Consider the following 25,349-nt stretch of genomic DNA (forward strand, 5'->3'; position numbering starts at 1 on the left):
GAGACGCATGAATGAATAAATTAAAAACCTTTGCAGCCGCGGCTGGCAAAAAACTCAAGCGCTTCTTTTTGGGAGTATGGAAATTTATAAAAGCGCATAAAATCTTATCTATTGTTATACTGCTCCTTTTGATTTTGGTACTTTTCATTTATAGCAGCGGGAAAAAACGCCAAGCCAACCTGAATCCGGGATTTTCTGAAGTTCCAGTATCGCGTCAAGATATTAAGGCTACTGTAACCGGCAGTTCCGTGGTAGAACCCAACGCAGAGTATTCTATTACACCTTTGGTCACCGGCGAAATTTTAGAGGCTCCCTTTGAAGAGGGCGACTATGTGGAAAAAGGCCAGCTTATGTACCGGATTGATGCCGAAACCGTAGAAACCAGTTTGGCAAGCGCCAATATTTCCATTCAGAAAGCACAGCAGGCTTATAACGATGCTGTCAACGCACATAACTCACAAACCCTGAGCAATAGCGTCCAAAGTGCGGATATTGCCGTACAAAAGGCACAGCAAAGTTACAATGATGCGGTTGATTCACAAAACGATCTTTATGTCCGGGCCGGCACCGAAGGGCGAATTACTGAGCTTTATGTCAAGCAAGGGGATACTGTAAACAGCGGCAGCAAAATTGCTGATTTAGTAAATGATACCTACTTAAAAATCCGCGTTCCTTTTAACGAAGCAGACGCAGAACAAATTTCTCCCGGCATGACTGCAGAACTGACGCTGGTAGGCACAGGCACTAAAATTACTGGTTCTGTAACTTCTGTCAGTAGCGCAAGCGAATCTACAACAGGATATATGCGGATTCGTTATGTAAACATATCCGCTGAAAATCCCGGGGCACTCTCAGCAGGAGATTCTGCCACCGCAATGATTGGCAGTATAGCCTGTAATGATGTAGGCGTTTTTGAAGCCTTTGATTCGATTAGCATTACCGCCAAAACCTCTGGCACCATTGCTTCTTTGCAAATCGAAACCGGTGACCGGGTTTGGCCTGATACTATTCTTGCTGTATTAGAATCTGACACACTGGATTCTCAGCTAACCAATGCAGAACTTTCCCTTCGCGATGCAGAACTTGCAAAAGAACGTTCTGAACTTCAGAAGGCAGACGATAACACCAATTCTTCTATCCTCTCTGCAAAACTCGCCTTAGACGATGCAATTTTATCCCGGGATAAAATTTTAAAACAATTGGAAGACTATAATATCACTGCACCAATCTCGGGTACCATTGTCACTAAAAATAAAAAAGCCGGCGATAAGCTGGAAAGCGGCATGTCTGCTTCGGCGGCATCCACATCCAGCACTGGCAGCGGCACGTCTTCTTCCTCCGGGAGTCTCGCCGTTATTTACGATATGAGCAGCCTTTGTTTTGACCTAGATATTGATGAACTTGACGTGAAGAAAATTCAAGTGGGCCAACCAGTAACAATAACTGCAGACGCCTCCGAAAAGACCTATACCGGTCGGGTAGAAAACGTCAGCGTCAACGGAACCGCAGGCACCAATGGTGTAACTACATATCCCGTTAAAATACGTATTTTAGATTTCGACAGTGATTTGCTTCCCGGTATGAATGTAGAAGCAGAAATTGCCATCAGCCAGGTCAGCAACGCACTGTCTGTTCCAGTCAGCGCTGTCAACCGCGGCGATATTGTCTATGTTAAAGGCGAAAAAAGCGATCCAAACGACACCGCTCCAGAAGGATTTTACTCTGTCCAGGTAAAGACGGGTATCAGCAATGAGGAATATGTAGAAATTACGGATGGATTACAGGAAGGAGATATTGTATACATCCAGCAAGCTTCCCAGGAAGAACTGTCCCCTGAAATGATGATGATGCGTCAAGGCATGTCCGGAGCTGGAGGTGGGCCGCCCTCAGGCGGCGGGGGGCCGCCAGCAGGAGGAGGCGGTGGCGGAGGTGGTATGAGATGAATACACCTCTGATTGAATTTAAAGACGTCTACAAAATCTATCATATGGGAGACACGGACGTCCATGCCATCGATGGCATCTGCATGAAAGTAGAAAAAGGAGAATTCTTGGCTATTGTAGGACAATCTGGAAGCGGAAAATCCACCTGCATGAATATCATAGGTTGTCTAGATGTACCCAGCAGCGGTCAGTATTTTTTAGAGGGCAAGGATGTCAGTCAGATGAATGATAATGAACTTGCTGAAATAAGAAATAAAAAGTTAGGGTTTATTTTTCAGCAGTATAATTTAATTCCGAAACTGACTGTACAGCAAAATGTGGAGTTACCCTTGCTTTATGCTGGAATGAGTGAAAAGGAACAGGCCCGACGTGCTCTTGCCTCACTTGACCGGGTTGGGCTCCGCTCCAAAGCGAAAAACCTCCCTGCACAGCTGTCGGGCGGGCAGCAGCAACGAGTATCCATTGCCCGCGCTCTTGCCGGAGATCCTTCTATTATTCTGGCAGATGAACCTACCGGGGCATTGGATTCCAAGACCGGAAAAGAGGTTTTGCAGTTTCTGAAACAACTGCACCGGGAAGGCAATACAATTGTTCTGATTACACATGATAATACCATTGCCGCGCAGGCAGAACGGGTGATAAGGATTCAGGACGGCAAAGTTGTGTATGATGGCATTGCTGATATCAATTTATTTGCACCCATTGCCCATGCGGGAGATGAGGAGGCGGCAGAATGAGTTTAAAAAAGTCTTTTTTATTGGCCCTCTCCAATATTCTGTATGACAAAATGCGTTCTCTCCTGACGATGCTGGGAATTATTATTGGTGTAGCTGCTGTCATTATTTTAATCAGCCTCATGAACGGAATGACAAAAATGATGACGGATCAGTTTGCCGAAATCGGAACCAGTACCATTACCGTCATGGTACAAAATCGTGGCGGCAGCCGCACCATTGATCCAGATACCTTCTATCAATTCCGGGACGAGCACACAGATCTTGTAAACTGGGTCACCCCAACTGTAACAGTAAGCCAGGCAACCGTAAAAACTGCGTCTTCTTCTGATTCCATTTCCACCTCAGTCACAGGCATTAACGAAGAATATGCTGATATAAAAAAGCTAGAACTGACGGAAGGCCGGTTCCTGCAATATATGGATGTTGAGCAAAAGCAAAAAGTATGTGTTATTGGTTCCTACATCCAAAAAGAATTTTTTGGTTCCGCCTCAGCCCTAAATCAATTGATAAAAATTAACGGAAATTCTTTCAAAATAGTTGGCATTTTGGAAGAAAAAGAAGACAGTGAAAGCGGAAGCGGAGACGAAGTCATCTATATTCCATATACCACGGCTATTAATTATGCGCAAACCGATTTTATCAGCAGCTATACCCTAAACGCCGTTTCAGATGACAAGGTAGATGCTGCCATGGCGCAAATTAATACTATGCTCCTACAAAAAGTAGGCGACAGCGATTATTACCAAGTAAACAGCATGAAACAAATTATGGATATGGCCAATCAATTAACAGGAACCATGAAAACCCTGCTTGTTTGTATTGCCGGCATTTCTCTGCTGGTGGGCGGTATTGGAATTATGAATATTATGCTGGTTTCTGTCACCGAACGCACCCGTGAAATCGGTATTCGGAAATCTTTAGGAGCAAAAGGCAAAGATATTATGTCCCAATTCGTCATTGAAGCAGGCACAATTAGTGGAGTGGGAGGCGTTTTAGGCATTATAGCCGGAAGCGTACTTTCTCTGACCTTTGGGAAGATGTTGGGGCTAACAGCTTATCCGTCTCTGGGCGCCATTGCGATCGCTTTTGGCGTATCTGTAGGAATTGGTATTTTGTTCGGCTATCTTCCTGCGAAAAATGCTGCTCGACTTAACCCCATTGACGCTCTGCGACACGAGTAAATACTATAATAATCAGAATAACAGTTTTTGCTGTTGACTGTAATGACTTTGACAAAGGAATGTATCATTATGAAAAAGAATTTGATTGCACTGTTCATCTTCTGTTTTTTATTAGCAACACAAATCCCCTCTGTCTTTGCAGCACAACCACAAGATGGCGTGCTCTCCTTACTGAATGAACTAAATATTATGCAGGGAGATCCGGATGGGAATATGCGTCTTGATGATGCGGTAACCCGGGCAGAATTTACCAAGGCCGCAGTAGCCAGTTCTAGTTTCCGCAACAGTGTTGCTGCCAACCTGGCCATTTCACCCTTCCCTGATGTGACCTATCAACACTGGGCTGCGCCTTATGTCCGTGTGGGGGTCACCAATGGTTTGGTCAGCGGCTATCCGGATGCCACCTTCCGTCCAGATGAAGGCGTACTCTATGAGGAAGCTGTTACCATGATGCTCCGGGTACTGGGCTATACCAATGATGATTTCGGTATTTCCTGGCCCTACGGCCAGCTTGGCATGGCTGAAAATCTTGATATGACAGAAAATATAGATTGTGCTGCGGGACAGGTTATGGATCGTGGGCAAGTGGCACAGTTGATTTATAACACCCTTCGCGTCAAAATGAAGGGACAATCAACAACACTTATCAGCCTGTTTGACGTTCAGCTCATGGAAGATATTACGCTAATTGCCGATCAAAATGATGATGCCTCTATTGCTTCGGATGAAATTTTTACCTCCAACGGCACGTTAAAAATTAAAGACAACTTTAACCGAAGCGTCCTGGGTTTAAAGGGCGATGCAGCCGTCAAAAACGGGAATCAGCTGATTGCTTTCATGCCGGATCCTGACAGCAGTGCCAATGAAGAGTACGTAGTTTATTCTGTATTGACAGATACGGTCATTGCTTATCAAAACGGCTCCATGAATCAAATAGACATTGATGATAACACTACTGTATACAAAGGTAAAACACAAACTACCTTTTCGGCAGTAAAACCAACCCTGGCAATGGGCGATAAACTAAGAGTAAAAAAATCAGGAGATAACATTGATTATGTAACTTGGCAAAAAGGAAGCGTGGATGGTCCAATTACTGTTTTAGCAACAGGTTGGGGCTCAAGCTGGGGGATTGATGAAAATACTTCTGTCATGAGAAACGGCGAAGCATCGTCTTATTCCGGGCTTCAGCCTTACGATATTGCATACTACTTAAAAGATCTGAATTTAGTTCTGGCTTACAGTGATAAAGTAACCGGAGTATTCGAGCAGGCTTCTCCCAATAAAGATATGCCCACCTCTGTTACTATTTCCGGAAAAACCTACGAGATAGAAGGCAGTACGGCATTTTCCAAACTTTCTTCTGGTGGCAGCTTTTTATTTGGAGATACGGTTACTGCTCTTTTAGGAAAAGACGGAAAGATCGCCGATGTAGTATCTCCCTCTGCTGGCATAAGTGATGATCTGATTGGTTATATTATTGAAACCGGGCGCAAAGATTTTAACACCGGCGCCGTAAACACTTATACAAGCTATTACGTAAAAACAGTTTTACCGGATGGCACAGAAACAGAATATACCACTGACCGGGATTACAAAGAGTGTAAAAACACCGTTTCCAAAATCTCCATTCAGGATGGGTACGCACGTCTTGTACCTGTTAGCAGTAGCGGAAAAGGAAATATAGGAGGCGTTTTTAATTGGCAAAGCCGCCTGCTGGGCAATACGCCGGTAGCGTCCGACGCTGCCATTTTGGACATTGGCACCATGGATACCAATGATACCAGCGTATATGCAAGGATTTACCCCCAACGCCTTGACAATGTGAATATTTCCTCCAGTCAAGTTTTATATGCCGAAACCAATCAAAATGGTGCCATTACCACACTTATTTTGCGAAATGTAACAGGCGATGGATTCCGGTATGGTTTAATGACAAGCGCCAGCAACAGCAGTGGAATGTCTATCAGCGGAACATATTCTTATTTGATTGACGGACAGCTTTACAATTTAAACACCAATGGCAGAATGTTTAATATTTCTTCCGGCTCCGGAATTCAAATCAGCGGATCACCTTCTAATCCGGATACCATTGTAAAACTGATAGAAGCCAAAGGCAAAATCAGCAACATTTCATCCAGTAAGATAGTAATCAATGACAAAAGTTATCCGATCAGCGCCAATGTTTCTGTTTACCAAAAGAGCAATTCCATTCCGGCAACCTATGTTAAAATTCCTTTCACAGATATCATTGGAGAAACAGACGGAGAATACTCTGTTTATTACGATAACGAACCTTCTGCAGGCGGACAGATTCGAGTCATTGTGGTCTATTAAAAAACCAATTTTACCGCATACCAAAAACGCTTCTGTATCCGAAAATAATCGGACGCAGAAGCGTTTTTCTCCTCTTATTCAAACTGGTTGACTATTTCTTTAAAAGTATTGCCGCGAACCTCAAAATTTTTAAATAAATCAAAACTGGCACATGCCGGTGACAAAATAACAATATCTCCAGGTTCGGCCTCTTTTCTTGCGGTGCAAACCGCATCTTCAAATTCCGTACATCGGAAAATTGGTAAATCCACATAATTTCTTGCAGCCTTTACAGCAGCTTCAATTTTTTCTGAGGTCAGCCCCACCAACACCAGTTTTTTTACATGGTCATTTACAACAACCCCAAAATCATCAAAAGGAATCTTTTTATCATATCCTCCGGCAATCAGAATCACTTTCTTTGTACCAAAAGATTTTAGGCCAGCCGTTGTTCGTGCCGGACTGCTGGCAATAGAATCGTTATAATATTTCACACCGTCAAGTTCCCGCACAAACTCAATGCGATGCGGAACCCCCTTAAAGTCACGTGCTGTTTCCCGAATCACATCATCTCCGACCAATCCATCTACCGCTCCTATAGCGGCCATATAATTCTCAACATTATGCATACCGGGAATGTAAATATCCCGAATATCCAAGATGTCTCTTTTAATCTGTCCTCCCTCGGCATAAACAATATGGTGATTTTGCAATGAATATCCGTTCGGAAGAAATTCCCGGGAACTGAAACAAACAGCACAATGTGCCTCCGTTCTAAATCCCCGTGTAATCTCATTGTCAAAATTTAAAATCACTTTCCCATCTTCGTTTTGGTAAGCAAAAATGGCTTTCTTTGCATCAATATACTCCTGAAAATTTTTATGCCAATCCAAATGATTTGGGGTTACATTGGTGACCACAGCAATATCAGGGCTTTGCTTCATAGTATGAAGCTGAAAACTGGACAATTCCAAAACCGCTACATCCCCAGGCTGTATTTTTTCTATTTCACCAATCAGTGGATGTCCAATATTGCCGCCCAGATAACAGGTATACCCAGCTCTGCAAAGCATATCATAAATCAAGCTAGTTGTAGTAGTTTTCCCATCACTTCCCGTCACAGCAATTTTCTTTGCAGGACACAGAGAGAAAAACAATTCCATTTCAGATGTAATTTCTGCGCCGCATTCTGCTGCTTTCAACAAAGCAGGAACATCATAACGGACACCGGGGGTTTTAAACACTATCTCTGCAGAGTCAGAAACACAATCTAAATAATGTTCTCCCAGCACAAGTTTCACACCCACCCCCGTGAGTTCGTCGTAAATTTCTCCAAGCTGCTCTGGAGTTCGTTTATCATGTGCCGTTACTTTTACACCGCAGTCTATCAAAAAACGGATCAACGGCAAATTACTGACACCAATACCAATCACCGCCATTTCGCGGTCTTTCGCCCATGTTTTCCATTCCTGTACGGTCATTTCTTTCTCTCCTTTATTATTACTAAAAACCCGTGCGTGGACAAAGGCCGCCGGTTACGGCGGCCTTTTCAAATGGCTCCCGTACACGGAAAGGCCGCCGATTGGCGGCCTTTTCTCGTTTTATTCGGCAGAACCATCAGAACCTTCAGAATCCAGAATATCTCCTAAAGTAAAGGAACTCTCCTCGGTATAGGACATATTTTCTTCCTCATCAGCTTTACTATCAGCGCTTTCGCCATCGTTCATCAGCGCTTTCATAGAAAGCCCAATTTGCTTGGTATCCTGATTGATTTCAATAATTTTAGCGTCTACTTCATCACCAATTGCCAAAACATCAGAAGGCTTATTAATTCTTTCATTAGAAATCTGGGAAATATAAATCAAACCATCCACATAGGGTGCAACCTCCGCAAATGCGCCAAAGGGCAAAATACGAACAATCTTACATTTAATGACATCACCCACATGCAGATCTTTTGTACCCTGAACCCAGGGACTGTCTTCTTCTTTTTTATATCCCAAAGAAACCTTGCCGGTCTCCTGATTCATATCCTTAATATAAACATCCAGTGTATCGCCAACTTTAACCACTTCAGAAGGATGCTTGATTCTCTGCCAGGACAACTCAGAGATATGAACCAAACCGTCAACACCGCCTAAATCCACAAAAGCCCCGAAGGAAGTCAAAGATTTTACCACTCCGGTATAATGTTTTCCAATTTCAGCGTTTGCCCAGAATTCGGCAGCTTTTTGTTCTTTCAATTCTTTTACCAAAGAAATACGATTTTCTTCTTTATTCAGCTCTTTGATATAAACCTCAATTTCATCTCCCACCTTCACTACCTCGGACGGATGAGAAATTCTCATTGGTGACAATTCGGAAATATGGATCAAACCATCAACACCGCCTAAATCCACAAAGGCACCGAACGAAGTCAAAGATTTCACAGTTCCCTTATACAGCTTGCCTACTTCAGCATTTGCCCAGAATTCGGCAGCAGCCTTTTCGTTTTCTTCCTTAATAACAGACTTAATCGAGCCAACCACTCTCTGACGGCCTCTTCTATCCACATCCATTTTAATAATACGAAAACGCTGTTCCGTATTCAGCAGAGTACCTAAATCTGCCAAGAACCGCTCTGCACATTCCGAAGCCGGGATAAACACCCGAACTCCCTTTGCAATGGTAACTACACCGCCCTTTACCAATTCAACAACACGGCCGGTGAGAATTTCATTATTCTCAAACGCTGTCTTAAGTTCTTCCATGCCTTTAACAGCGTCTATCTTCTTTTTAGAAAGAGTGACGATGCCGTCTCTGTCGCTGACATGCACTACATAAACGTCAACCTCTTCACCCATCTTTACCAGCGAATGAATATCCGCGGTAGTGTCATTGGTCAATTCATCAAAAGGAATGACGCCATCGTATTTGTTTCCAATATCCACTTGTACTTCTGTCGGGGTAATTCCAATTACAACACCCTTTACTACCTCACCTGAATTAAGCGGCTTTAAAGTTTCCTCCAAAGCCTCTGCAAAGTTCATTTCATTGTTTTCCGCCATGGTTAAACAGACCTCCTTGATTACCGCCTCCGGCGTGGATGCCCCAGCAGTAATACCCACTTTAAAATTTTTGTTCTTAGGGATAATCCCCTGTAAAATATAATAATTTAATTCTTTACTGTTTTCAACGCACCATGTGTTTGCACAATAATCCCTGCACACATCACACAGCTTGCGTGTATTGGAACTGTGTTTCCCGCCGACCACAATCATACAATCACTGCGCGCGGCAAGTTCCGCAGCCGCTTTTTGCCGTTGTGCCGTTGCACTACATATTGTATCAAATATTTCAGCATTTGTAAAATGTTTTTTTAATATTTTTGTAAAATTTTTTAAAAACTTGCTTTGAATCGTGGTTTGCGCTACAATTGTCACTGGAATTTCCGGATCCATCTGCAAAAAATACTCTGCATCCTCTTCTTTTCCAGCCACAAATGCTGCATTGCCGCACCACCCGTTAATACCCTGCACTTCCGGATGCGCAGCATCGCCGCAGATAATAACAGTTCTTCCCGCTTCATGTGCTTTCCGGACAATTCGGTGAATTTTTTTTACATAAGGACAGGTCGCATCTATAATCTCTGCGCCGCGTTCCGCAATGGCACTTTGTATCTCTTCCGAAACCCCATGGGCACGAATCAAAACCTGCATTCCAGGATGAACTGCCTCAACTGATTCTACAGCCGGCACACCCCGCTTTTCCAAGTCATCTGTTACATCTTTGTTGTGAATCAAAAGGCCCCATGTAACATGCTCTCCATCTTTATTGGCCAGCTCATAAGCCATTTTTACCGCACGATCCACGCCAAAACAAAAACCTGCCTTTTCAGCTACTTCGATTTTCATAGGTCTTCACCCCCGCCAATTCAGCAATCGCAGGCATGATCGTTTGGTCAGTAATCTCCTGGAGCACACTGCTTTCCAATTTTTTCCCAAAATATTCCTCAAGAATAATTGGTTTCCCAATTCGGACGTTAAGCCTGCCAAACAAACGGTATCGTCCTTGAATTCCCACCGGGAGAATATTGACTCCTGCCTTTGCCGCGATCAGCGCCGCACCCTGTTTGCCTCGGCGCATATATCCTTTATGGGATCGTCCTCCTTCAGGAAAAATAACCATAGATTCTCCATTTCTCAACATTTTGACAGCTGCACGCAGTGCACCCACATCGCTCTTGCCCCTTTTGATGGGAAATGCGCCTAAACTTCGAATCAATTTTGCAAATAGCTTATTATGAAACAGTTCTTCCTTCGCCATATATCGAAGCCGCATTGGAAAACATGTTCCCAAAAGCGGCGGATCCAGATTACTCTGATGGTTTGCGCAAAGCACAAAATTCGTTTCAGAAGGAATATTTTCCGTTCCTTCCACCTGTACACGAAAAGCGGTGCGGAAGAAAGAAGTAACTACCACTCTGGCAAATCCATAAAAACTCATTTTCGTCAGCTCCGTTCCGGCAGATCACCCGTCATCTGCCTTACCATATCGGTAATCTGATCAATGGTTTCCTGCAACGTCCATTCCGTGCTGTCCACAAGCACACTGTCTTCCGCAGGTCTTAAGGGTGCAAAGGCTCGACTGGAATCGTTTTTATCTCGAAAAAGCATATCCTGATAGACTTCTTCAAATGTAGTCTGTACACCCTTTTCCCTCAATTCATCATATCGCCTGCGTGCACGCGCCTCAGGCGACGCAGTCAAAAACACTTTCAACTGTGCATTAGGCAAAACATAAGTTCCGATATCTCTACCGTCCATAATGACATCCGTTTCCTCAGCAAGGGTCCGCTGAAGCTCCACCAGTTTGAGCCGCACAGCAGGAATCACCGCGACCAGCGAGGCCGCAACCGATATTTCTGGCATCCGAATCGCTTCCGATACATCTTCTCCGTTTAAAAAAATCATCTGCCCCTGTGGACCGTGTTTCATTGTCACTGTTAATTCATCCAAAATTTTTTCTACCGCTTTGGCATCAGAAGCATCAATACCGCGGCGCACGGCGCCTAATCCAATGGCTCGATACATAGCACCGGTATCAATATAGACAAAACCCATGGTTCGTGCCACCGCTTTTGCCACCGTACTTTTTCCGGCCCCTGCTGGACCATCAATAGCAATTTTCTTAGTTGACATGATATCCCCGCCTATCTTCCTTATCTCCGCCAGCTTTGAACCAACTCCCGGATTTCCTCCAGACGCAAGGCGGTATTTGTATATTCAATTCCCATATTATGTGTAATAATCAATGGAATATTGCTCTGTTCCGCAGCCTCGGCCTTATCTACAATACCTGCTGTCCCGTCACAAACAAGAAGTCTGGCCTCCAGCCTTTCTATCAAACTAGAAACAGTATCCTCAACCCCATCCGCTTCCAGAACATTCACCAACGGAATTCCATACTCCAATGCCTGTTCCACATCAAAAGATGCGCCGCGTAAAACCGATACATACAGGCAGGAACAATCCAAAACGCGCTTTGCAATAGCACGCACAGTTCCAGGGGCGGCATAAAAAAGCACATTCCCAAGGTGGGTATTAATCAATTCGGCTATCACCGCATAGGACCCCGTAACCATACCTTGTGTACATGGTTTGGACGAAACCGCTATACGCAAATACTTCACGTATGGCACGTTTGCCTCCCGGCATGCTACCATGGCTTCCAGAGACGGCTCGACACCGCCTCCAAAAATGGCATCAATAACCCCGCAAACATTATTTTCTTCAAATACTTTTTGAAAAAACCGGCGTCCCATTTTTCCCACCACGGCATTTCCGCGTCCATAATTGCCCGCTTCTGCCAAAGTCGAAAAAATACACAGATAGGGTATTTTTTCCTGTTCCAACAAACCAATCACTTCTTCGGATTCCCTTCCACCGCCGGCCAATATCAAAATCATTTTTTATCCTCCGCATCGGTATCCAATGTCTCCGCTGGTTCCGCTTTTTCTGCAGCTTCCATTGGTTCTGCTGCTTTAGCCGGTTCGGCTTTCTCTTCGCGAATTACAACATGCGGAACCTCCACCTCTGCTTCCACAGCCAAGTCTGCTCCGCAATGAGGACAATAATTTTGCTCCTCACCGCATTCACGTCCGCACACAGGGCAGGTGATTCCTTTTTTCATCTGGTTTTCTTTGGTTTTTAAAGCCGCAATCCTGGCCTTTTTTGCCTCAATAATTTCACATTTAATTTGTATATCCTCAGTCAGTGCCGTACTCTCTCTTAGTTCTTCATATACCAGTTTGCCGATTTCCAGATAAAGCTTCTTAATATCGTTGTTTAAATCATACACCTCATATTTAATTTTAGAAATCTCAACAAGTTCATTCGACTTCTGTGCCACTGTCTGTGCCACATTCACCGCAGTTTGTTTTACTTGATCCATAAAATCCATACAGCACACCTCCTATAACAATTCCATACGGCAAAACCGCAAATTTATACATTAAACCGAAATAAAATAATATCGCCGTCTTTTACAACGTAATCTTTGCCTTCTGACCGAACCAGACCTTTTTCCTTTGCTGCAGCCATACTGCCGCAGGCCATCAAATCATCAAAAGCCACCACCTCGGCACGAATAAAACCGCGTTCAAAATCAGTATGAATTTTACCGGCAGCCTGAGGCGCCTTCGTTCCCTTTTGAATGGTCCAGGCCCGAACCTCGGGTTTTCCAGCTGTCAAATAACTGATGAGTCCCAACAATTTATAGCTTGCTTTAATCAGTTTATCCAACCCAGATTCTGCAACTCCCAATTCATCCAGAAAAAGCTGTTTTTCTTCTGGATCAAGCGCCGCAATTTCTTCTTCGATCCGGGCAGAAATCACCATAACTTCCGACTTTTCCGCCGCAGCAAATTCCCGTATTTTCTGTACCCACGGATTCTGTGTTTCCGCATTGCTGTAATCATCCTCCGATACATTTGCAGCATAAATCACAGGTTTTAATGTTAAAAGCGACACATCAGAAAGCCACTGCCTCTCATCGTCTGACATTTCCATACTTCGTGCAGTTTTTCCATTTTCCAAAGTTTCATGCAGCCGTTCCAGAAAATCAAGCTGTTCCTGAAATTTTTTATCGCCGCCTTTTAAAGCCTTTTTCGTCTTATCAATCCGTCGGTCCAAAATTTCCAAATCCGACAAAATCAGTTCAAGATTGATGGTTTCAATATCCCGTATGGGATCCACCGAACCCTCAACGTGTACAATATTCGGATCTTCAAAGGCTCTGACAACATGGACGACCGCATCTACCTCACGAATATTGGACAGGAACTTGTTTCCAAGTCCCTCCCCTTTACTGGCGCCTTTCACCAACCCTGCGATATCCACAAATTCAATAGTAGCGTAGGTGACCTTATCCGGTTGATGCATTTTTACAAGTTCATCAATCCTATAATCCGGAACCAGCACCGTACCTACGTTTGGTTCAATGGTACAAAACGGATAATTGGCCGATTCTGCCCCCGCTTGCGTAATTGCATTAAAAAGGGTACTTTTTCCTACATTCGGCAATCCTACAATTCCCAGTTTCATTTATTTTCCTCTTTTCTCGCTCGTATGCATATACTAATTCAGTTTTTCTTCCAACAGAGCTGCCAATTCCTCCGCTCGTCTGCGGATCAATTCCTGGTCTTTGCCTTCTATCATCACCCGCACCAGCGGCTCTGTTCCCGATGGCCGAATTAATACTCTTCCCGAATTTGCAAATTCCTTTTCAATTTTTTCAATTGCTTCTTTAATTTCCGGGAAAGCCATATATTTATCTTGCTGTTTGTATTCGTTTTTCACATGGGCATTAATCAGCACCTGAGGATATACCTGCATCACAGAAGCCAATTCGGATAATTTCTTTCCGCTGCGCTTTAAAACAGAAAGCAACTGGAGCCCGGTCACCAAGCCGTCACCAGTCGTATTATGATCCAGAAGAATCACATGTCCAGATTGTTCACCGCCAATCTTGTGTCCGCATTTCAGCATCTCTTCGAGGACATAACGATCTCCCACTTTGGTACGCTTAATGTTTAAGCCTTGCTCCTCGCCCATAACAAAGAACCCCAAATTACTCATTACTGTGGCAACAATGGTATTATCCGGTAAAAGTCCTCTTTCCCGCATATCAAGAGCACAGATAGCCATAATTTTATCTCCATCCACATATGCTCCATTTTCATCTACTGCCAGTACACGATCCGCATCGCCGTCAAACGCTAAGCCCACATGCACATCATGATTTTTGACATACTCCATTAAACCTTCCATATGGGTTGATCCGCAGTTATCATTAATATTAATGCCATCGGGCTGGTTATGAATTACCAGAATCTCTGCGCCCAATTCCTCCAAGGCATATGGAGCGGTTACGGATGCCGCACCGTTAGCGCAGTCAATTGCTACCCTCAAACCGTCCAGACGGCATCCAATAGTATTTTTGGCAAACTCAATATAGTCTCTAACTAAATTTTCCGCATGAGAAATATGTCCAATGTTTTCGTGAGTTGGGCAGGTTACCTCTTCAGTATGATCTAGAATAATACTTTCAATCCGCTCTTCAATGGCATCGCTAAGCTTATACCCCTCACTGCTGAAATACTTAATGCCATTATGTTCAAACGAATTATGCGAAGCCGAAATCACCACTCCAGCATCAAATCCATGCGTCCTCACAAGATAAGCCACCGCCGGCGTTGGCAATACACCTACCAGCACCGCTTCAGCGCCAACACTGCAAATACCTGCAACCAATGCCGCTTCCAAAATGTCACCAGATATTCTTGTATCTTTACCCACCAGAATTTTGGGTTTTCCGCCTTTTTCACCCGTCAATACATAAGCTCCGGCCTGGCCGATTTCAAAAGCCAGCTGAGGCGTCAGCTCCGAATTTGCTACGCCTCTTACGCCGTCTGTTCCAAATAATCTTCCCATAAACTTCCATAGCCTTTCTGCCCACCACATCAGCAATATTTATCCATCTTACCGTGGGCGGATAAGATACGGACTGTTCCATTTCCAATGCCGGAGATTGCTCCCGCACAGCATATGCCAATAGATATACTTATTAAAGATTATATGCCAAAACCCTCATTTTGTCAATTCCTTTCTCATTCCATCCCATCCTGTTCCAGAAGCATCTGAGCGACACGAATCCCGTCCACTGCTGCACTAACAATGCCACCTGCATAACCGGCGCCTTCTCCGGCAGGATAAAGTCCTTCCACACCGATACTTTCCAGCATTTGACTGCGCAATATACGGACAGGTGCCGAAGTGCGCATTTCTACTCCAGTTAATACACCTTTTTTAGAGAAATCACGCAATTTCCTATCAAAATCATGCAATCCTTCCCTCAACGTTTGGGTAATAAACAGCGGAAGGCACTTTTTTAATTCTGCAAATCGCCAGCTTCCGGCAAAATCAGGATTGGTTTCCCGCAGTGCACTGGACGGCCGGTCATTCATAAAATCTACCGCCAGCTGTACCGGAGCACATCCATCACCACCGCCAATCTCAAACGCCAACCGTTCGTATCTACGCTGAAACGCAATACCAGCCATTGGATCTGCACCATCAAAATCCTCGGGCCTCACTGTAACCACCAATGCGCTATTGGCATTTCGCCCATCTCTTTGGTATCTGCTCATTCCATTAACAACAAGACATCCCTGTTCTGACGAAGCATTCACCACCTGCCCGCCAGGACACATACAAAAGGAATAACAGCTGCGTTCTTTCCCATTATATGCCAATCTATAATCCGCCGGAGGAAGATTCTCTGCCGCGCTTCCATATTGCAGATGGTTTATAAAACTCTGCGGATGTTCTACACGTACTCCTGCCGCAAATGCTTTGGGGACCATCGGAATACCCATGTCTGCGAGTATCTGATAAGTATCCCTGCTGCTGTGGCCAATGGCCAAAATCAATTTTTTACATGGCATAGAGATCGAATGATTTATTTCTATTTCTGAAATTTTTCCACTCTTTGTCTTAATTCCTGTCAAACAGCTATTAAATTGTACTTCTGCACCCTGCCGGATAAGTTCCTCCCGCATGGACCGCACAACAGCTTTTAAGCAATCCGTACCGATATGTGGCTTTGCTTTGTATAAAATATCCTCCGGCCCACCATGAGCGGCAAAAGTTTCCAAAACATACCGCTGACGGGGATCGCTGATTCTCGTAGTTAATTTTCCGTCTGAAAAAGTACCTGCTCCCCCTTCTCCAAACTGTACATTAGACTGCAAATTCAGCTTTCCGGTGTTCCAAAAATCCTGAACCGTTTGTGTTCGCCGATCCACATCCTCCCCACGTTCTAAAATGATTGGGGGATTTCCAGATAACATTAAAATATAAGCTGCGAATAATCCGCACGGGCCCATTCCCACTATCACCGGACGATACGGTAAATGCCGAGAAGTAGGAATATCCAAATTCGCACCGTTTTGCATCGGCTGTATTTGTTTTCCACAAGACGCAGGAAGATCCAGAGTTTCCGCAGAAACACTGTACACATAATGAATGTTCTGCTTTCGACGTGCATCCAGCGACTGCCGATAAATCTGGAAATTTTCTGCCCGAACACAATGCAGCCGCACAATTTCTTGTGCGGCCCGCAAAACATCTTCTTTTGTATGCCTGACCGGCATTGCAATGTCTTGAATTACAATCTGCATAATACTATCCTTCGTCCTGCTGGGTATTTTGCTGCAAGGTAACTTCCACCTCGCTAATATCCCGCAGTATTTTCACCCCATCCGGTATTTTGAGCTTTACTTTCACTTTTTGATTATTCAAAAATTTTTCAACTGAAATCGGCTCTGTCTGTATCTCTGTAATCTTGGCGGTCAACTGGTCATCACCATATATTTGTACTGTCTCCGGATTCACAGAACAATTAAAGTTTTGATTGGATACCGTCCCATCAGCCTGAACAACCGGTTCAAAATTCGGAACCACTTTTACTTCACGAAGTTTCACCACGGTACAATGGATCTTCGTTGAAGTTGCATCCTGCTGAATTCGCTGAAGAATCGCATCGAGGGCTGGAAGTTCCTTTCCGTCTGTACCATAAAGAATAATAGGAACTTCTTCATCAATATCCACATCCGCATTGGCATAGTCTAAAATAACACCAGCTTTAGCAATTTTCCCCACTACCGATTCTGGTCCTTTCACAGTAATGGTTTCAGGATCCGTCTTGATAGGCCCCGCCATATAGTTTGCCGCCAGTGTTCCTTTTGTAGTTACCTCTAAATTGAGTTGTTTTTCCACCAATTTCTCTACTTTTACATCTACATTATAGTGATTTTGAGAGGAAATTCCAGCATTTTCAAAAGGGACGACAACTTCTACTGGCAGCGAAGCCGTTCCTTCAGTTTGAATACCGGAAACATCCACTTTGGCAATAATGGTTTTCATATCATTGTTGCCCATTTTTTTACGGCTTCCTCTTACCTTCAAACTGATTGTAGTTGCCGATTCATTAACTACACTAAGACCGTTTGCGTTAAGCTGTTCCTCACCGATAAACTGAATGGGAAGATCCCGAACGTTCACTTCTACATCAGGGTCCAGAACAATAATGATATACAGCCAAATGACAATTGCAACAACAACAGATATTACTTTTAAAATATTATCATTGGCAAATGCCTTTTTCATTCCTCCTTCCCCCTTTTCGTGAGATTTTTCAAGCTGAATTTTCCTTCAGATGTATTTTGGGTCAGACCGGAGGAATTTAAAAGCTCAATAATCCGATCCCGCAGAGAATCCTCATGATATCCAGTATCTAAAACTCCCTTATAAGCGATAGATATTTTCCCAGTTTCTTCAGATACAATGATCACCACAGCATCAGACTCTTCAGAGATTCCTATGCCAGCTCTGTGGCGTGTACCCAGTTCCTGTCGAATATTGGGGTTCTGCGATAAAGGAAGTACACAAGTTGCCAATTCGACTTTGTTATCCCGAATGACTACCGCTCCATCGTGCAGCGGGGTATTGGGGACAAAAATATTTTCCAAAAGCTCGCTGGTTGTCTCGGCGTGCACCTTAATTCCGGAGCTAATTAATGTATCAATATTATCCTCATTTTCAATGACGATCAATGCTCCGGTATGGCTGTTAGCCATTGCCTGCGCTCCCTTAGAAACTTCACGGATCATCTGCATCGCTTCCGCATCAAATTCACCTTTAGAGTTAAACCATTTTCCCATAGAAGTTCTGCCCACATGTTCAAGAACTCGACGCAGTTCTGGCTGAAATACGATTAATAATGCAATTAATCCAAGCTGCAGAACATTACTTAAAATGTAATAAAGTGTATTAAGCTGGAAAAAATAGCTTAGCTGGGTAATGACAATCAACAAGACTACACCCTTAAGCAGGCGCATCGTGCGGGTTTCACGAATAAATTTCAGTGCTTTATATACAAGATAAGATACGGCTAAAATATCAATGACATCGGTAATCCGAAACAATGCCAATTGATTCAGCGCCGCATGATAAAAATTTTCCCACCACATTGCTTCGGTTACCTCCATTTTTTCAAAGTTCTAATTATTTTTAATTATTTTAATACGCCTTTCCCCAATAGACCATTTTAGCAGCAGGTTTTCCACAGCAGACACAGGTATCACTCAAGTTCTCCTGCTCAAACGGAATACATCTGGACGTTGCGGTAGTATCCTCTTTGATCTTCAATTCACAAGCTTCATCGCCACACCACATTGCCTTCACAAAACCACCTTTTTGAGCGATCTGTTCTTTGAATTCATCATAAGTAACTGCTGAACTGGTTTTTTCTTCCCGGTTTTTCAACGCGGCTGCCAGCATTTGTTCTTGAATGGCGGTTAATAATTTGTCAACCTCTTCTTCAATATTATCCAAAGATACAAAGGTTTTACTCCGATCCATCCGGCTAACCAAAACAGCCTGATTTTTTTCGATATCTTTGGGGCCTATTTCAATCCTGACAGGAACTCCCCTCATCTCATATTCGCTGAATTTCCAGCCAGGAGATTTCTCGCTGTCATCCAACTTAACACGGAATTTGCGCGCCAACTGATCCTTTAAGCTGCGGGCACGGTCCAAAACGCCTTCTTTATGCTGCGCAACCGGAACAATCACAGCCTGAACCGGAGCAATCCTAGGTGGAAGTTTTAATCCAGCATCATCACCATGCACCATAATGATAGCACCGATAATGCGTGTAGAAACACCCCAAGAAGTTTGATGTACATATTCCAGTTCGTTATTATCATTGAGATACTGAATGCCAAATGCTTTTGCAAATCCATCCCCAAAATTATGACTGGTACCAGATTGCAATGCTTTTCCGTCATGCATCATGCTTTCTATTGTATAAGTTTCCCTGGCACCAGCAAATTTTTCCTTATCTGTTTTCTGACCTTTAATCACTGGGATTGCCAATTCTTGTTCACAAAAATCAGCGTAAACATTCAACATTTGAATCGTTCTGCTTTGTGCTTCTTCTTCCGTAGCATGTGCCGTGTGCCCTTCCTGCCATAAAAATTCTGCACTCCGCAGAAAAGGCCGTGTCGTTTTCTCCCACCGCACCACACTGCACCACTGATTATAAAGCTTCGGAAGATCTCGGTAAGACCGAATCGTATTCGCATAATGCTCACAAAACAGCGTTTCTGAAGTCGGTCGCACGCAAAGCCTTTCCGGCAGTTTCTCATTACCACCCTGCGTTACCCACGCCACCTCAGGAGCAAAACCTTCTACGTGATCCTTTTCTTTCTGCAGCAGACTCTCCGGTATAAACATGGGCATATAAACATTTTCTACGCCCGTTTCTTTAAACCTGGCATCTAACGCTTTTTGAATATTTTCCCAAATTGCATATCCATACGGCTGTATCACCATACATCCCCGTACTCCTGAATAATCACAAAGCTGCGCTTTTTTAATAATATCTGTATACCATTGGGCAAAATCTTCCCCCATTGGTGTAATCTCTTCTACCAGCTTTTTCTCCTGTGCCAATGCTCTCATTCCTTCCAATTCACACAAACTTATGTATCCAAACCGCTTATCAAAAGCTTAAACACACATAACATCAGTATAAAGGAAATTCTGGCCAGTGTCAAGACTTCCAACCGGTTTTTTCACGGAAGAAGCAAAGTTTTTTTCTTGCTCTCAGGCAAAAATTTCCCTTGCTTTTCCATGTAAAATATGATACGCTTATAAAAAATTTATTTTACAAAGGAAGAAACTTTTATGCAAAGCTTTTTTACCAATACTCTGATTGTGTTACATCTATTATACACAGTGGCGCTTTGTGCTGGTACCGCCATAAGCTTATACACCATCGCCAAACGCCAGAACATTCCCCATGCATGGATTGCCTTTATTCCCGTACTGCAATACTATATTATCGGTTCACTTTGCGAAGAATATGTACTGCTGGGAATGCGCATCCGTTTTTTACAATGGATTATGGTTCTTCTGGAATTGCTGCAGGTCGTTCTGGGCTTTTTGGGCGGTATTCTTCTGTTCCCGCTTCGGATTTTCATTAATCTTTTGCTTGTATTGGTTCTGCATAAATTCTTTTATCTCTTTGACCCCAAACATGCTGTACTTTATGCAGGGCTGAGCTTGCTTGGTAGACTTCCCTTTGTTATTATTTTGTTTTTCCTTCGGAAAAAACCGATTGTTATGTCAGCAGGTGCATTCCCCTACCCGTTTGCTCGACGGTAAAGCCAATTTTTTCTTAAAAATTAAAAAAATCAAAAAAAGTATTGACAAAGCCCTCAAAAAATAGTATAATCTTTTTTGCGCTCAAGAAGAGAGTTCTAAGATTAGGACAAGCAAAATCGTATGCACCTTTAGCTCAGCTGGCTAGAGCACCTGACTCTTAATCAGGGTGTCCAGGGTTCGAATCCCTGAAGGTGTACCATACAAGGGCCCCGCAAGGTTTTACTTTGCGGGGTCAGATTGTAAAAAACCCTGTTTTCGTTTGAAAACAGGGCTTTTTTACAGTCTGACATAAAAGATCTGTCTTTTTTTCTTCGTGGTCTGTATCCTTATTTCATTTATAATTTTGTTTTATAGTTACTAATCTGTTGATCTACCTCTGCATTTTCTTCTTATATTTCTTATATACGGTTTTCATTTTTATAATGACCAGGAGTAACAGATGTCACCTTTTTAAACGCACGGATAAATACATTGGAGCTGCAAAAACCGACCTTTTCAGCGATTGCTGCCACAGTTTCATCTGTATTACGTAAAAGTTCCTTAGCCTTTTCCACGCGATACTTAACAATATATTCTGCCAATCCCTCAGACATCTGATCCTTAAAATAAAAGGATAAATAACTCACAGAGAGCCCAAATGCATTAGCAATCGAACTCACATTTAAGTTAGGATCCGCATAATGCGCTTCAATATAATTTTTAATATTCTCACACCGTGAATCCACGGTTTTTCTAGTGTTCTCTTCATAAAGTTTGCTGAGTTGCACGGTAAAACATTTCAGTTCCTCTATGACCCCTTCCATTTTAGAAAGATCTGTCAATTCTGAAGAAAGGCGGCAGACAGAACGAATGTCCATATCCTCCGGAAGTTTCATTTCCACCGTCATTTTTAGAATGGTACTAGTCAATTCTGCTACCAAAATCCGCACCATATCCAAACTCATCTTTTTATCCAAAAGATTTGTTTCAATTATGTGATGCACATAATTCGCCGCCTGTGTTCCCTGTCCTGATGCAATATATGTCTTTAATTGTTCCCCCATTTCCGGCGTATATTGATATACTTCTGTAGCATTCATCATTTTATCGTAAATAAATGTGTGTGTGTCCTCCGTCAGAAAACGATAGGTGATCATCTCATATGCTTGCTGGTACAACACGGGCAGCTTTATGGCTTCATTGCTTAAGCTACTGATTCCGCAAACAAATTCCATCTGTAAATGTTCCCGTAAAAACTGATTGGCATACTCCACTTTTTCCGCAATCAAAGTATTGGTTCCAGCATCACTCATGAAATTCACAACCGCAGCATACATATCTTCCACCTCGCAGAAATACACTTTGGCCATCCCACTCATAAGCTCTGCAAATACGTTCGAAATCACAAAATGTGCCATTTTGTAGCTTTCCCAGTCTGCCTCTCCGCTTTCATCTTCTACTAAGCCCAATTCCATGATGTTAAACAATACAACCGCAAACAGCGAACCGTCCAACTCAATACCATATTCCATAAGGTATTTATTGTTTTTACCTGCAATTTCCACTTTACCAAGCAACATTCGAGCCAAAAAAGTCTCACGTAGCGTGTTACGCTGACTGTTCATTTTCTTCTCAATTAAGGAATGATCATGCATCATGGTTGCCAAGCGATTTTCAATATATTCAAATTCTCCGCCGTCCCCTGGTTCCGCTTCACTGTCCGCCAAAGTGTGCAACAAACGCTTCACTGGCCGATAATTGATTTTAGCAAAAAAATACGCCATAGCCGCGCCAATACATATACATAGCAAGAAAGTAATCAAGAAGAAATTTCTTGTTGCATTAATCTTGCTGATATAAACCGAATTTTCCGTCATCTGAACATAATATGCACCGTCTAGCACAGTAGATTTTTCATAATTCACCACATATTTTTGTCCATGGTAAGCTTTGACCTTCATACCGTATTGGCCTTCCAACTGTAAATCCAATGGTTCCTCAATCGGGGATGCAGAAAACATAACTTCTCCCGTCGGATCAACAATCAGAGCATTACCGCCATTCGTTTCAGAGATTTTAGATAGATACTGCGCAAACACCTTTTGACTTACTTCAGTCACAACAACAACCGGGCTAAGCCCTGCAGTTGGAGACATATACAAATACAAAAAACGTGTATTTCCATTTTGATCTGTAATAATTTTATAATCCGTTAAGCCAGTAATGAACATATCATTGAGCCATGCATCCTTGCTGGAATAAAAATCATCATACCGGATTTCATATAATAGTTCTTTTGTATATTTCGCACCTTCATCAATACAAATATCTTTGTCCCTAAATAAAACTTCAGTGGTTTCGATCCATTCCTTGGCACCGTTGCTGAGCCGAACCGCTGCAATAAGATCCTGAAAAAGCTCCACCTCACGCTGATGTGTAACTTGCAGACTTGCCAGTGTTTGTACCGCTGGTGAATTAAGCATCTGGTAGCTATTGCTCTCAATCGCCTGAAAATAGCTATCATACACTATTTGCATCTGTGTCATGGCTCCGCGGTTAACATTTCCTACCTCTTGCTGCGTCGTCCGAATTGCATAAGAATATCCTACCAAATTCACCAACACCGAAACCGCAACAACTACCATATAACTGATGAACCAAAGCATGAACTGCCGTTTTTTTCTAAGAATTATTTTCAGCCAATTCATGTTTCCCACCTCTTTTCATACCATATATAGTCTATACAGCAGAGAAAGACGGCATTTTGCGCGCCGTCTTTCTCTCACGCCTATATCTATTATACTATCTGGCATTGTAACGATCAAGTGCTGCCTGATTAAGTTCTAGGATTCGATCCACTCCCATTGATTTTAAAGTGGAAATAAACTTATCATAATTTTCCATCGGCTCAGAGCCATTAATAAATTTAGTAACCATTTCTTCTACATAGGTAGTAACTTCTGTATTTAAACTGCTAAGTTCCTCGGCTTCCTCACTAAGCGAAGTAATCGGGGGCAGCATATACTCTCTTGCATTGTCAGTGTAAGTAGTCCATACATCCAATGCTTCTTGCTGCTCCGGAATCTGATAATACTGCTTAAGATAATCTTCAAGCTGATTATATCCTGGAGAGGGTTCATTAGCCCGGAAGTGTTTTGCCATTGCTTCAGCAATACTCAGTCCATCCGGATTATGCAAAATTTCATCCGTATAGACATAGTGGTCTCCCTCTTTATTATAGGTCACACCTTCCTGACCAAAATTCTTAACAATCATACCTTCAGGGCTATAGAGGTAATCTGCCCATTTGGCAGCTTCTTTTGGATTTTTACATGCTGTAGTAATAGCCAATCCAGATCCATAAACTTCAGTTTGGAAATCCATAAACATAGCTTCATCACCTTTGTTCATTACAGGATACTGACAGGCGGTCAACCTGTAATTCGGTTCCTTTGACTGCATTGCTGTCATATATTTTCCAATTGTTCCACCAATATATCCAAATACTGCTCCAGAAGAACCATTTGTCATTTTGGCATCCACCGCTGCACTGTTATTGGTAGCATATTCGTTATCCAAAAGTCCTTCCTGGTACCATTTATTCATCAAAGTCAAAAATTCTTTATATCCTGATTCCAACGGTCCATATTTAATCTTGCCGTCTTCCATGTACAGACCGTGATTTACCTTGAACGCATTATTAAAGGTAGACTTTAATCCATTTGATGCAAACAAAGAGGCATCGCCCGTAAACGGTGCTGTAGCACCTTTCTTTTCTTTAAATGCACGCAATACAGTTTCCCATTCTTCAATGGTTTCCGGCCGCTGGAGGCCAAGTTCATCCAACCAATCCTGGCGGATAATGATGCCTCCAAACGTTCTATATTTTCCTACATTTAAACCTGGGAAAGCATAATATGTATCATCATCCGTTTTTGCCTGGCGATCATATTCCGAATTCTCATCCAGCGCTTTTTTCAAATTAGGTGCACATTCTTCCATTAAATCATTCAGTTTAATAATGATATTATCATCGACAGCTTTTTGCGGTCCACCGGGATACCCCATCCAGGTCCATTCAATGATATCAGGCAGTTCCCGCGAAGCAATCATCAGGTTAAACTGCTCCTGCTCCTGTCCAGCTGGTGGATGAATGAAATTAATCTTAACTCCAGTCTCCTTTTCCAATTCTTTGTACATGGTAACCTCGCCCATTGTCTGATATTGCGAAACGATCGCACTGGGCATTTTACACCAATAACTAAATTCTTTACCATCTGCAGATGACGAACTTCCTTCATCCGTTCCGCCGCATCCAACCAACATTCCCATTGCCAGGGCGGCGGCCATAACGCCGCAAATTCGTTGATACTTTTTCATAACTTTCCTTCCTACCTTTCCTTATATTATATTTATTTTCTT

19 protein-coding genes and 1 tRNA gene are annotated in these 25,349 nt (G+C 43.0%); 6 read left to right on the forward strand and 14 right to left on the reverse strand.

Translation table 11 applies throughout. The features are described 5' to 3' along the window. Window positions 1-11 precede the first annotated feature (11 nt). From INF28_RS08010 to INF28_RS08025, 4 genes are all read left to right on the forward strand, one after another. Window positions 12-1,943 carry an efflux RND transporter periplasmic adaptor subunit gene (locus INF28_RS08010; RefSeq protein WP_226392951.1) on the forward strand — a complete coding sequence of 644 codons (1,932 nt, stop codon included), beginning with the start codon at window positions 12-14 and terminating at the stop codon, window positions 1,941-1,943. Beyond that, complete coding sequence (locus INF28_RS08015) at window positions 1,940-2,680, forward strand: ABC transporter ATP-binding protein (protein ID WP_226392952.1); 741 nt, start codon at window positions 1,940-1,942, stop codon at window positions 2,678-2,680. The genes INF28_RS08010 and INF28_RS08015 overlap by 4 nt, the downstream gene beginning before the upstream one ends. Further along, window positions 2,677-3,861 carry an ABC transporter permease gene (locus INF28_RS08020; RefSeq protein ID WP_226392953.1) on the forward strand — a complete coding sequence of 395 codons (1,185 nt, stop codon included), beginning with the start codon at window positions 2,677-2,679 and terminating at the stop codon, window positions 3,859-3,861. The genes INF28_RS08015 and INF28_RS08020 overlap by 4 nt, the downstream gene beginning before the upstream one ends. A gap of 69 nt (window positions 3,862-3,930) precedes the next feature. After that, window positions 3,931-6,198, forward strand: coding sequence for an S-layer homology domain-containing protein (locus INF28_RS08025; RefSeq protein WP_226392954.1), 2,268 nt, complete (start codon window positions 3,931-3,933; stop codon window positions 6,196-6,198). A 74-nt stretch (window positions 6,199-6,272) separates the two neighbouring features. On the opposite strand, the gene murD is transcribed toward INF28_RS08025, so the two are convergent. The 12 genes from murD to proS form a co-directional block, all read right to left on the reverse strand. Beyond that, on the reverse strand, window positions 6,273-7,658 hold the full coding sequence (gene murD, locus INF28_RS08030; RefSeq protein WP_226392955.1) for a UDP-N-acetylmuramoyl-L-alanine--D-glutamate ligase: 1,386 nt from the start codon (window positions 7,656-7,658) through the stop codon (window positions 6,273-6,275). 120 nt (window positions 7,659-7,778) lie between these two features. Next, window positions 7,779-10,070 (reverse strand): 4-hydroxy-3-methylbut-2-enyl diphosphate reductase, encoded by a 2,292-nt coding sequence (ispH, locus tag INF28_RS08035; RefSeq protein WP_226392956.1) that lies wholly within the window; start codon window positions 10,068-10,070, stop codon window positions 7,779-7,781. Further along, window positions 10,051-10,662 carry a lysophospholipid acyltransferase family protein gene (locus tag INF28_RS08040; protein WP_226392957.1) on the reverse strand — a complete coding sequence of 204 codons (612 nt, stop codon included), beginning with the start codon at window positions 10,660-10,662 and terminating at the stop codon, window positions 10,051-10,053. Before INF28_RS08040 ends, ispH begins: the two co-directional genes overlap by 20 nt. A gap of 5 nt (window positions 10,663-10,667) precedes the next feature. Beyond that, window positions 10,668-11,357 (reverse strand): (d)CMP kinase, encoded by a 690-nt coding sequence (gene cmk / locus INF28_RS08045; RefSeq protein WP_226392958.1) that lies wholly within the window; start codon window positions 11,355-11,357, stop codon window positions 10,668-10,670. Between the two features lie 20 nt (window positions 11,358-11,377). Next, the gene (locus tag INF28_RS08050) at window positions 11,378-12,124 is read right to left on the reverse strand and encodes a precorrin-6A/cobalt-precorrin-6A reductase (protein ID WP_226392959.1); all 747 of its coding nucleotides are present in this window, start codon (window positions 12,122-12,124) and stop codon (window positions 11,378-11,380) included. Further along, window positions 12,121-12,618, reverse strand: coding sequence for a zinc ribbon domain-containing protein (locus INF28_RS08055; protein ID WP_226392960.1), 498 nt, complete (start codon window positions 12,616-12,618; stop codon window positions 12,121-12,123). The genes INF28_RS08050 and INF28_RS08055 overlap by 4 nt, the downstream gene beginning before the upstream one ends. 44 nt (window positions 12,619-12,662) lie before the next feature. Next, complete coding sequence (gene ychF / locus INF28_RS08060; protein ID WP_226392961.1) at window positions 12,663-13,760, reverse strand: redox-regulated ATPase YchF; 1,098 nt, start codon at window positions 13,758-13,760, stop codon at window positions 12,663-12,665. A 33-nt stretch (window positions 13,761-13,793) separates the two neighbouring features. Beyond that, window positions 13,794-15,149, reverse strand: coding sequence for a phosphoglucosamine mutase (gene glmM, locus INF28_RS08065; protein WP_226392962.1), 1,356 nt, complete (start codon window positions 15,147-15,149; stop codon window positions 13,794-13,796). 176 nt (window positions 15,150-15,325) lie between these two features. Beyond that, window positions 15,326-16,897, reverse strand: a complete 1,572-nt coding sequence (locus INF28_RS08070; RefSeq protein ID WP_226392963.1) for an NAD(P)/FAD-dependent oxidoreductase — start codon at window positions 16,895-16,897, stop codon at window positions 15,326-15,328. 4 nt (window positions 16,898-16,901) lie between these two features. Then, window positions 16,902-17,885 carry a CdaR family protein gene (locus tag INF28_RS08075; RefSeq protein ID WP_226392964.1) on the reverse strand — a complete coding sequence of 328 codons (984 nt, stop codon included), beginning with the start codon at window positions 17,883-17,885 and terminating at the stop codon, window positions 16,902-16,904. Further along, window positions 17,882-18,766, reverse strand: a complete 885-nt coding sequence (cdaA, locus tag INF28_RS08080; protein ID WP_226392965.1) for a diadenylate cyclase CdaA — start codon at window positions 18,764-18,766, stop codon at window positions 17,882-17,884. The genes INF28_RS08075 and cdaA overlap by 4 nt, the downstream gene beginning before the upstream one ends. Window positions 18,767-18,797: 31 nt before the next feature. Next, the gene (proS, locus tag INF28_RS08085; protein ID WP_226392983.1) at window positions 18,798-20,234 is read right to left on the reverse strand and encodes a proline--tRNA ligase; all 1,437 of its coding nucleotides are present in this window, start codon (window positions 20,232-20,234) and stop codon (window positions 18,798-18,800) included. 234 nt (window positions 20,235-20,468) lie between these two features. Between proS and INF28_RS08090 the strand changes: the two genes are divergently transcribed. Both INF28_RS08090 and INF28_RS08095 read left to right on the forward strand, forming a co-directional pair. Beyond that, window positions 20,469-20,948, forward strand: coding sequence for a hypothetical protein (locus INF28_RS08090; protein ID WP_226392966.1), 480 nt, complete (start codon window positions 20,469-20,471; stop codon window positions 20,946-20,948). A 122-nt stretch (window positions 20,949-21,070) separates the two neighbouring features. Beyond that, window positions 21,071-21,147, forward strand: a tRNA-Lys gene (locus INF28_RS08095). A gap of 199 nt (window positions 21,148-21,346) precedes the next feature. Here the strand turns inward: INF28_RS08095 and INF28_RS08100 are convergent. Together INF28_RS08100 and INF28_RS08105 are read right to left on the reverse strand one after the other, a co-directional pair. Continuing rightward, on the reverse strand, window positions 21,347-23,635 hold the full coding sequence (locus tag INF28_RS08100) for an AraC family transcriptional regulator (RefSeq protein ID WP_226392967.1): 2,289 nt from the start codon (window positions 23,633-23,635) through the stop codon (window positions 21,347-21,349). A gap of 94 nt (window positions 23,636-23,729) precedes the next feature. Continuing rightward, a complete protein-coding gene (locus tag INF28_RS08105; RefSeq protein WP_226392968.1) occupies window positions 23,730-25,307 on the reverse strand; it encodes an extracellular solute-binding protein in 1,578 nt (525 codons plus the stop codon). Window positions 25,308-25,349 lie beyond the last annotated feature (42 nt).

It is taken from the genome of Ructibacterium gallinarum (assembly GCF_014982785.1).
GTDB lineage: Bacteria > Bacillota > Clostridia > Monoglobales > Monoglobaceae > Ructibacterium > Ructibacterium gallinarum.

What these genes read in the sequence shown, in the direction of transcription:
- INF28_RS08010 (WP_226392951.1), top strand. Translation starts at nt 12, where the DNA reads ATGAATAAATTAAAAACCTTTGCAGCCGCGGCTGGCAAAAAACTCAAG.
- INF28_RS08015 (WP_226392952.1), top strand. Translation starts at nt 1,940, where the DNA reads ATGAATACACCTCTGATTGAATTTAAAGACGTCTACAAAATCTATCAT.
- INF28_RS08020 (WP_226392953.1), top strand. Translation starts at nt 2,677, where the DNA reads ATGAGTTTAAAAAAGTCTTTTTTATTGGCCCTCTCCAATATTCTGTAT.
- INF28_RS08025 (WP_226392954.1), top strand. Translation starts at nt 3,931, where the DNA reads ATGAAAAAGAATTTGATTGCACTGTTCATCTTCTGTTTTTTATTAGCA.
- murD (WP_226392955.1), bottom strand. Translation starts at nt 7,658, where the DNA reads ATGACCGTACAGGAATGGAAAACATGGGCGAAAGACCGCGAAATGGCG.
- ispH (WP_226392956.1), bottom strand. Translation starts at nt 10,070, where the DNA reads ATGAAAATCGAAGTAGCTGAAAAGGCAGGTTTTTGTTTTGGCGTGGAT.
- INF28_RS08040 (WP_226392957.1), bottom strand. Translation starts at nt 10,662, where the DNA reads ATGAGTTTTTATGGATTTGCCAGAGTGGTAGTTACTTCTTTCTTCCGC.
- cmk (WP_226392958.1), bottom strand. Translation starts at nt 11,357, where the DNA reads ATGTCAACTAAGAAAATTGCTATTGATGGTCCAGCAGGGGCCGGAAAA.
- INF28_RS08050 (WP_226392959.1), bottom strand. Translation starts at nt 12,124, where the DNA reads ATGATTTTGATATTGGCCGGCGGTGGAAGGGAATCCGAAGAAGTGATT.
- INF28_RS08055 (WP_226392960.1), bottom strand. Translation starts at nt 12,618, where the DNA reads ATGGATTTTATGGATCAAGTAAAACAAACTGCGGTGAATGTGGCACAG.
- ychF (WP_226392961.1), bottom strand. Translation starts at nt 13,760, where the DNA reads ATGAAACTGGGAATTGTAGGATTGCCGAATGTAGGAAAAAGTACCCTT.
- glmM (WP_226392962.1), bottom strand. Translation starts at nt 15,149, where the DNA reads ATGGGAAGATTATTTGGAACAGACGGCGTAAGAGGCGTAGCAAATTCG.
- INF28_RS08070 (WP_226392963.1), bottom strand. Translation starts at nt 16,897, where the DNA reads ATGCAGATTGTAATTCAAGACATTGCAATGCCGGTCAGGCATACAAAA.
- INF28_RS08075 (WP_226392964.1), bottom strand. Translation starts at nt 17,885, where the DNA reads ATGAAAAAGGCATTTGCCAATGATAATATTTTAAAAGTAATATCTGTT.
- cdaA (WP_226392965.1), bottom strand. Translation starts at nt 18,766, where the DNA reads ATGGAGGTAACCGAAGCAATGTGGTGGGAAAATTTTTATCATGCGGCG.
- INF28_RS08090 (WP_226392966.1), top strand. Translation starts at nt 20,469, where the DNA reads ATGCAAAGCTTTTTTACCAATACTCTGATTGTGTTACATCTATTATAC.
- INF28_RS08100 (WP_226392967.1), bottom strand. Translation starts at nt 23,635, where the DNA reads ATGAATTGGCTGAAAATAATTCTTAGAAAAAAACGGCAGTTCATGCTT.
- INF28_RS08105 (WP_226392968.1), bottom strand. Translation starts at nt 25,307, where the DNA reads ATGAAAAAGTATCAACGAATTTGCGGCGTTATGGCCGCCGCCCTGGCA.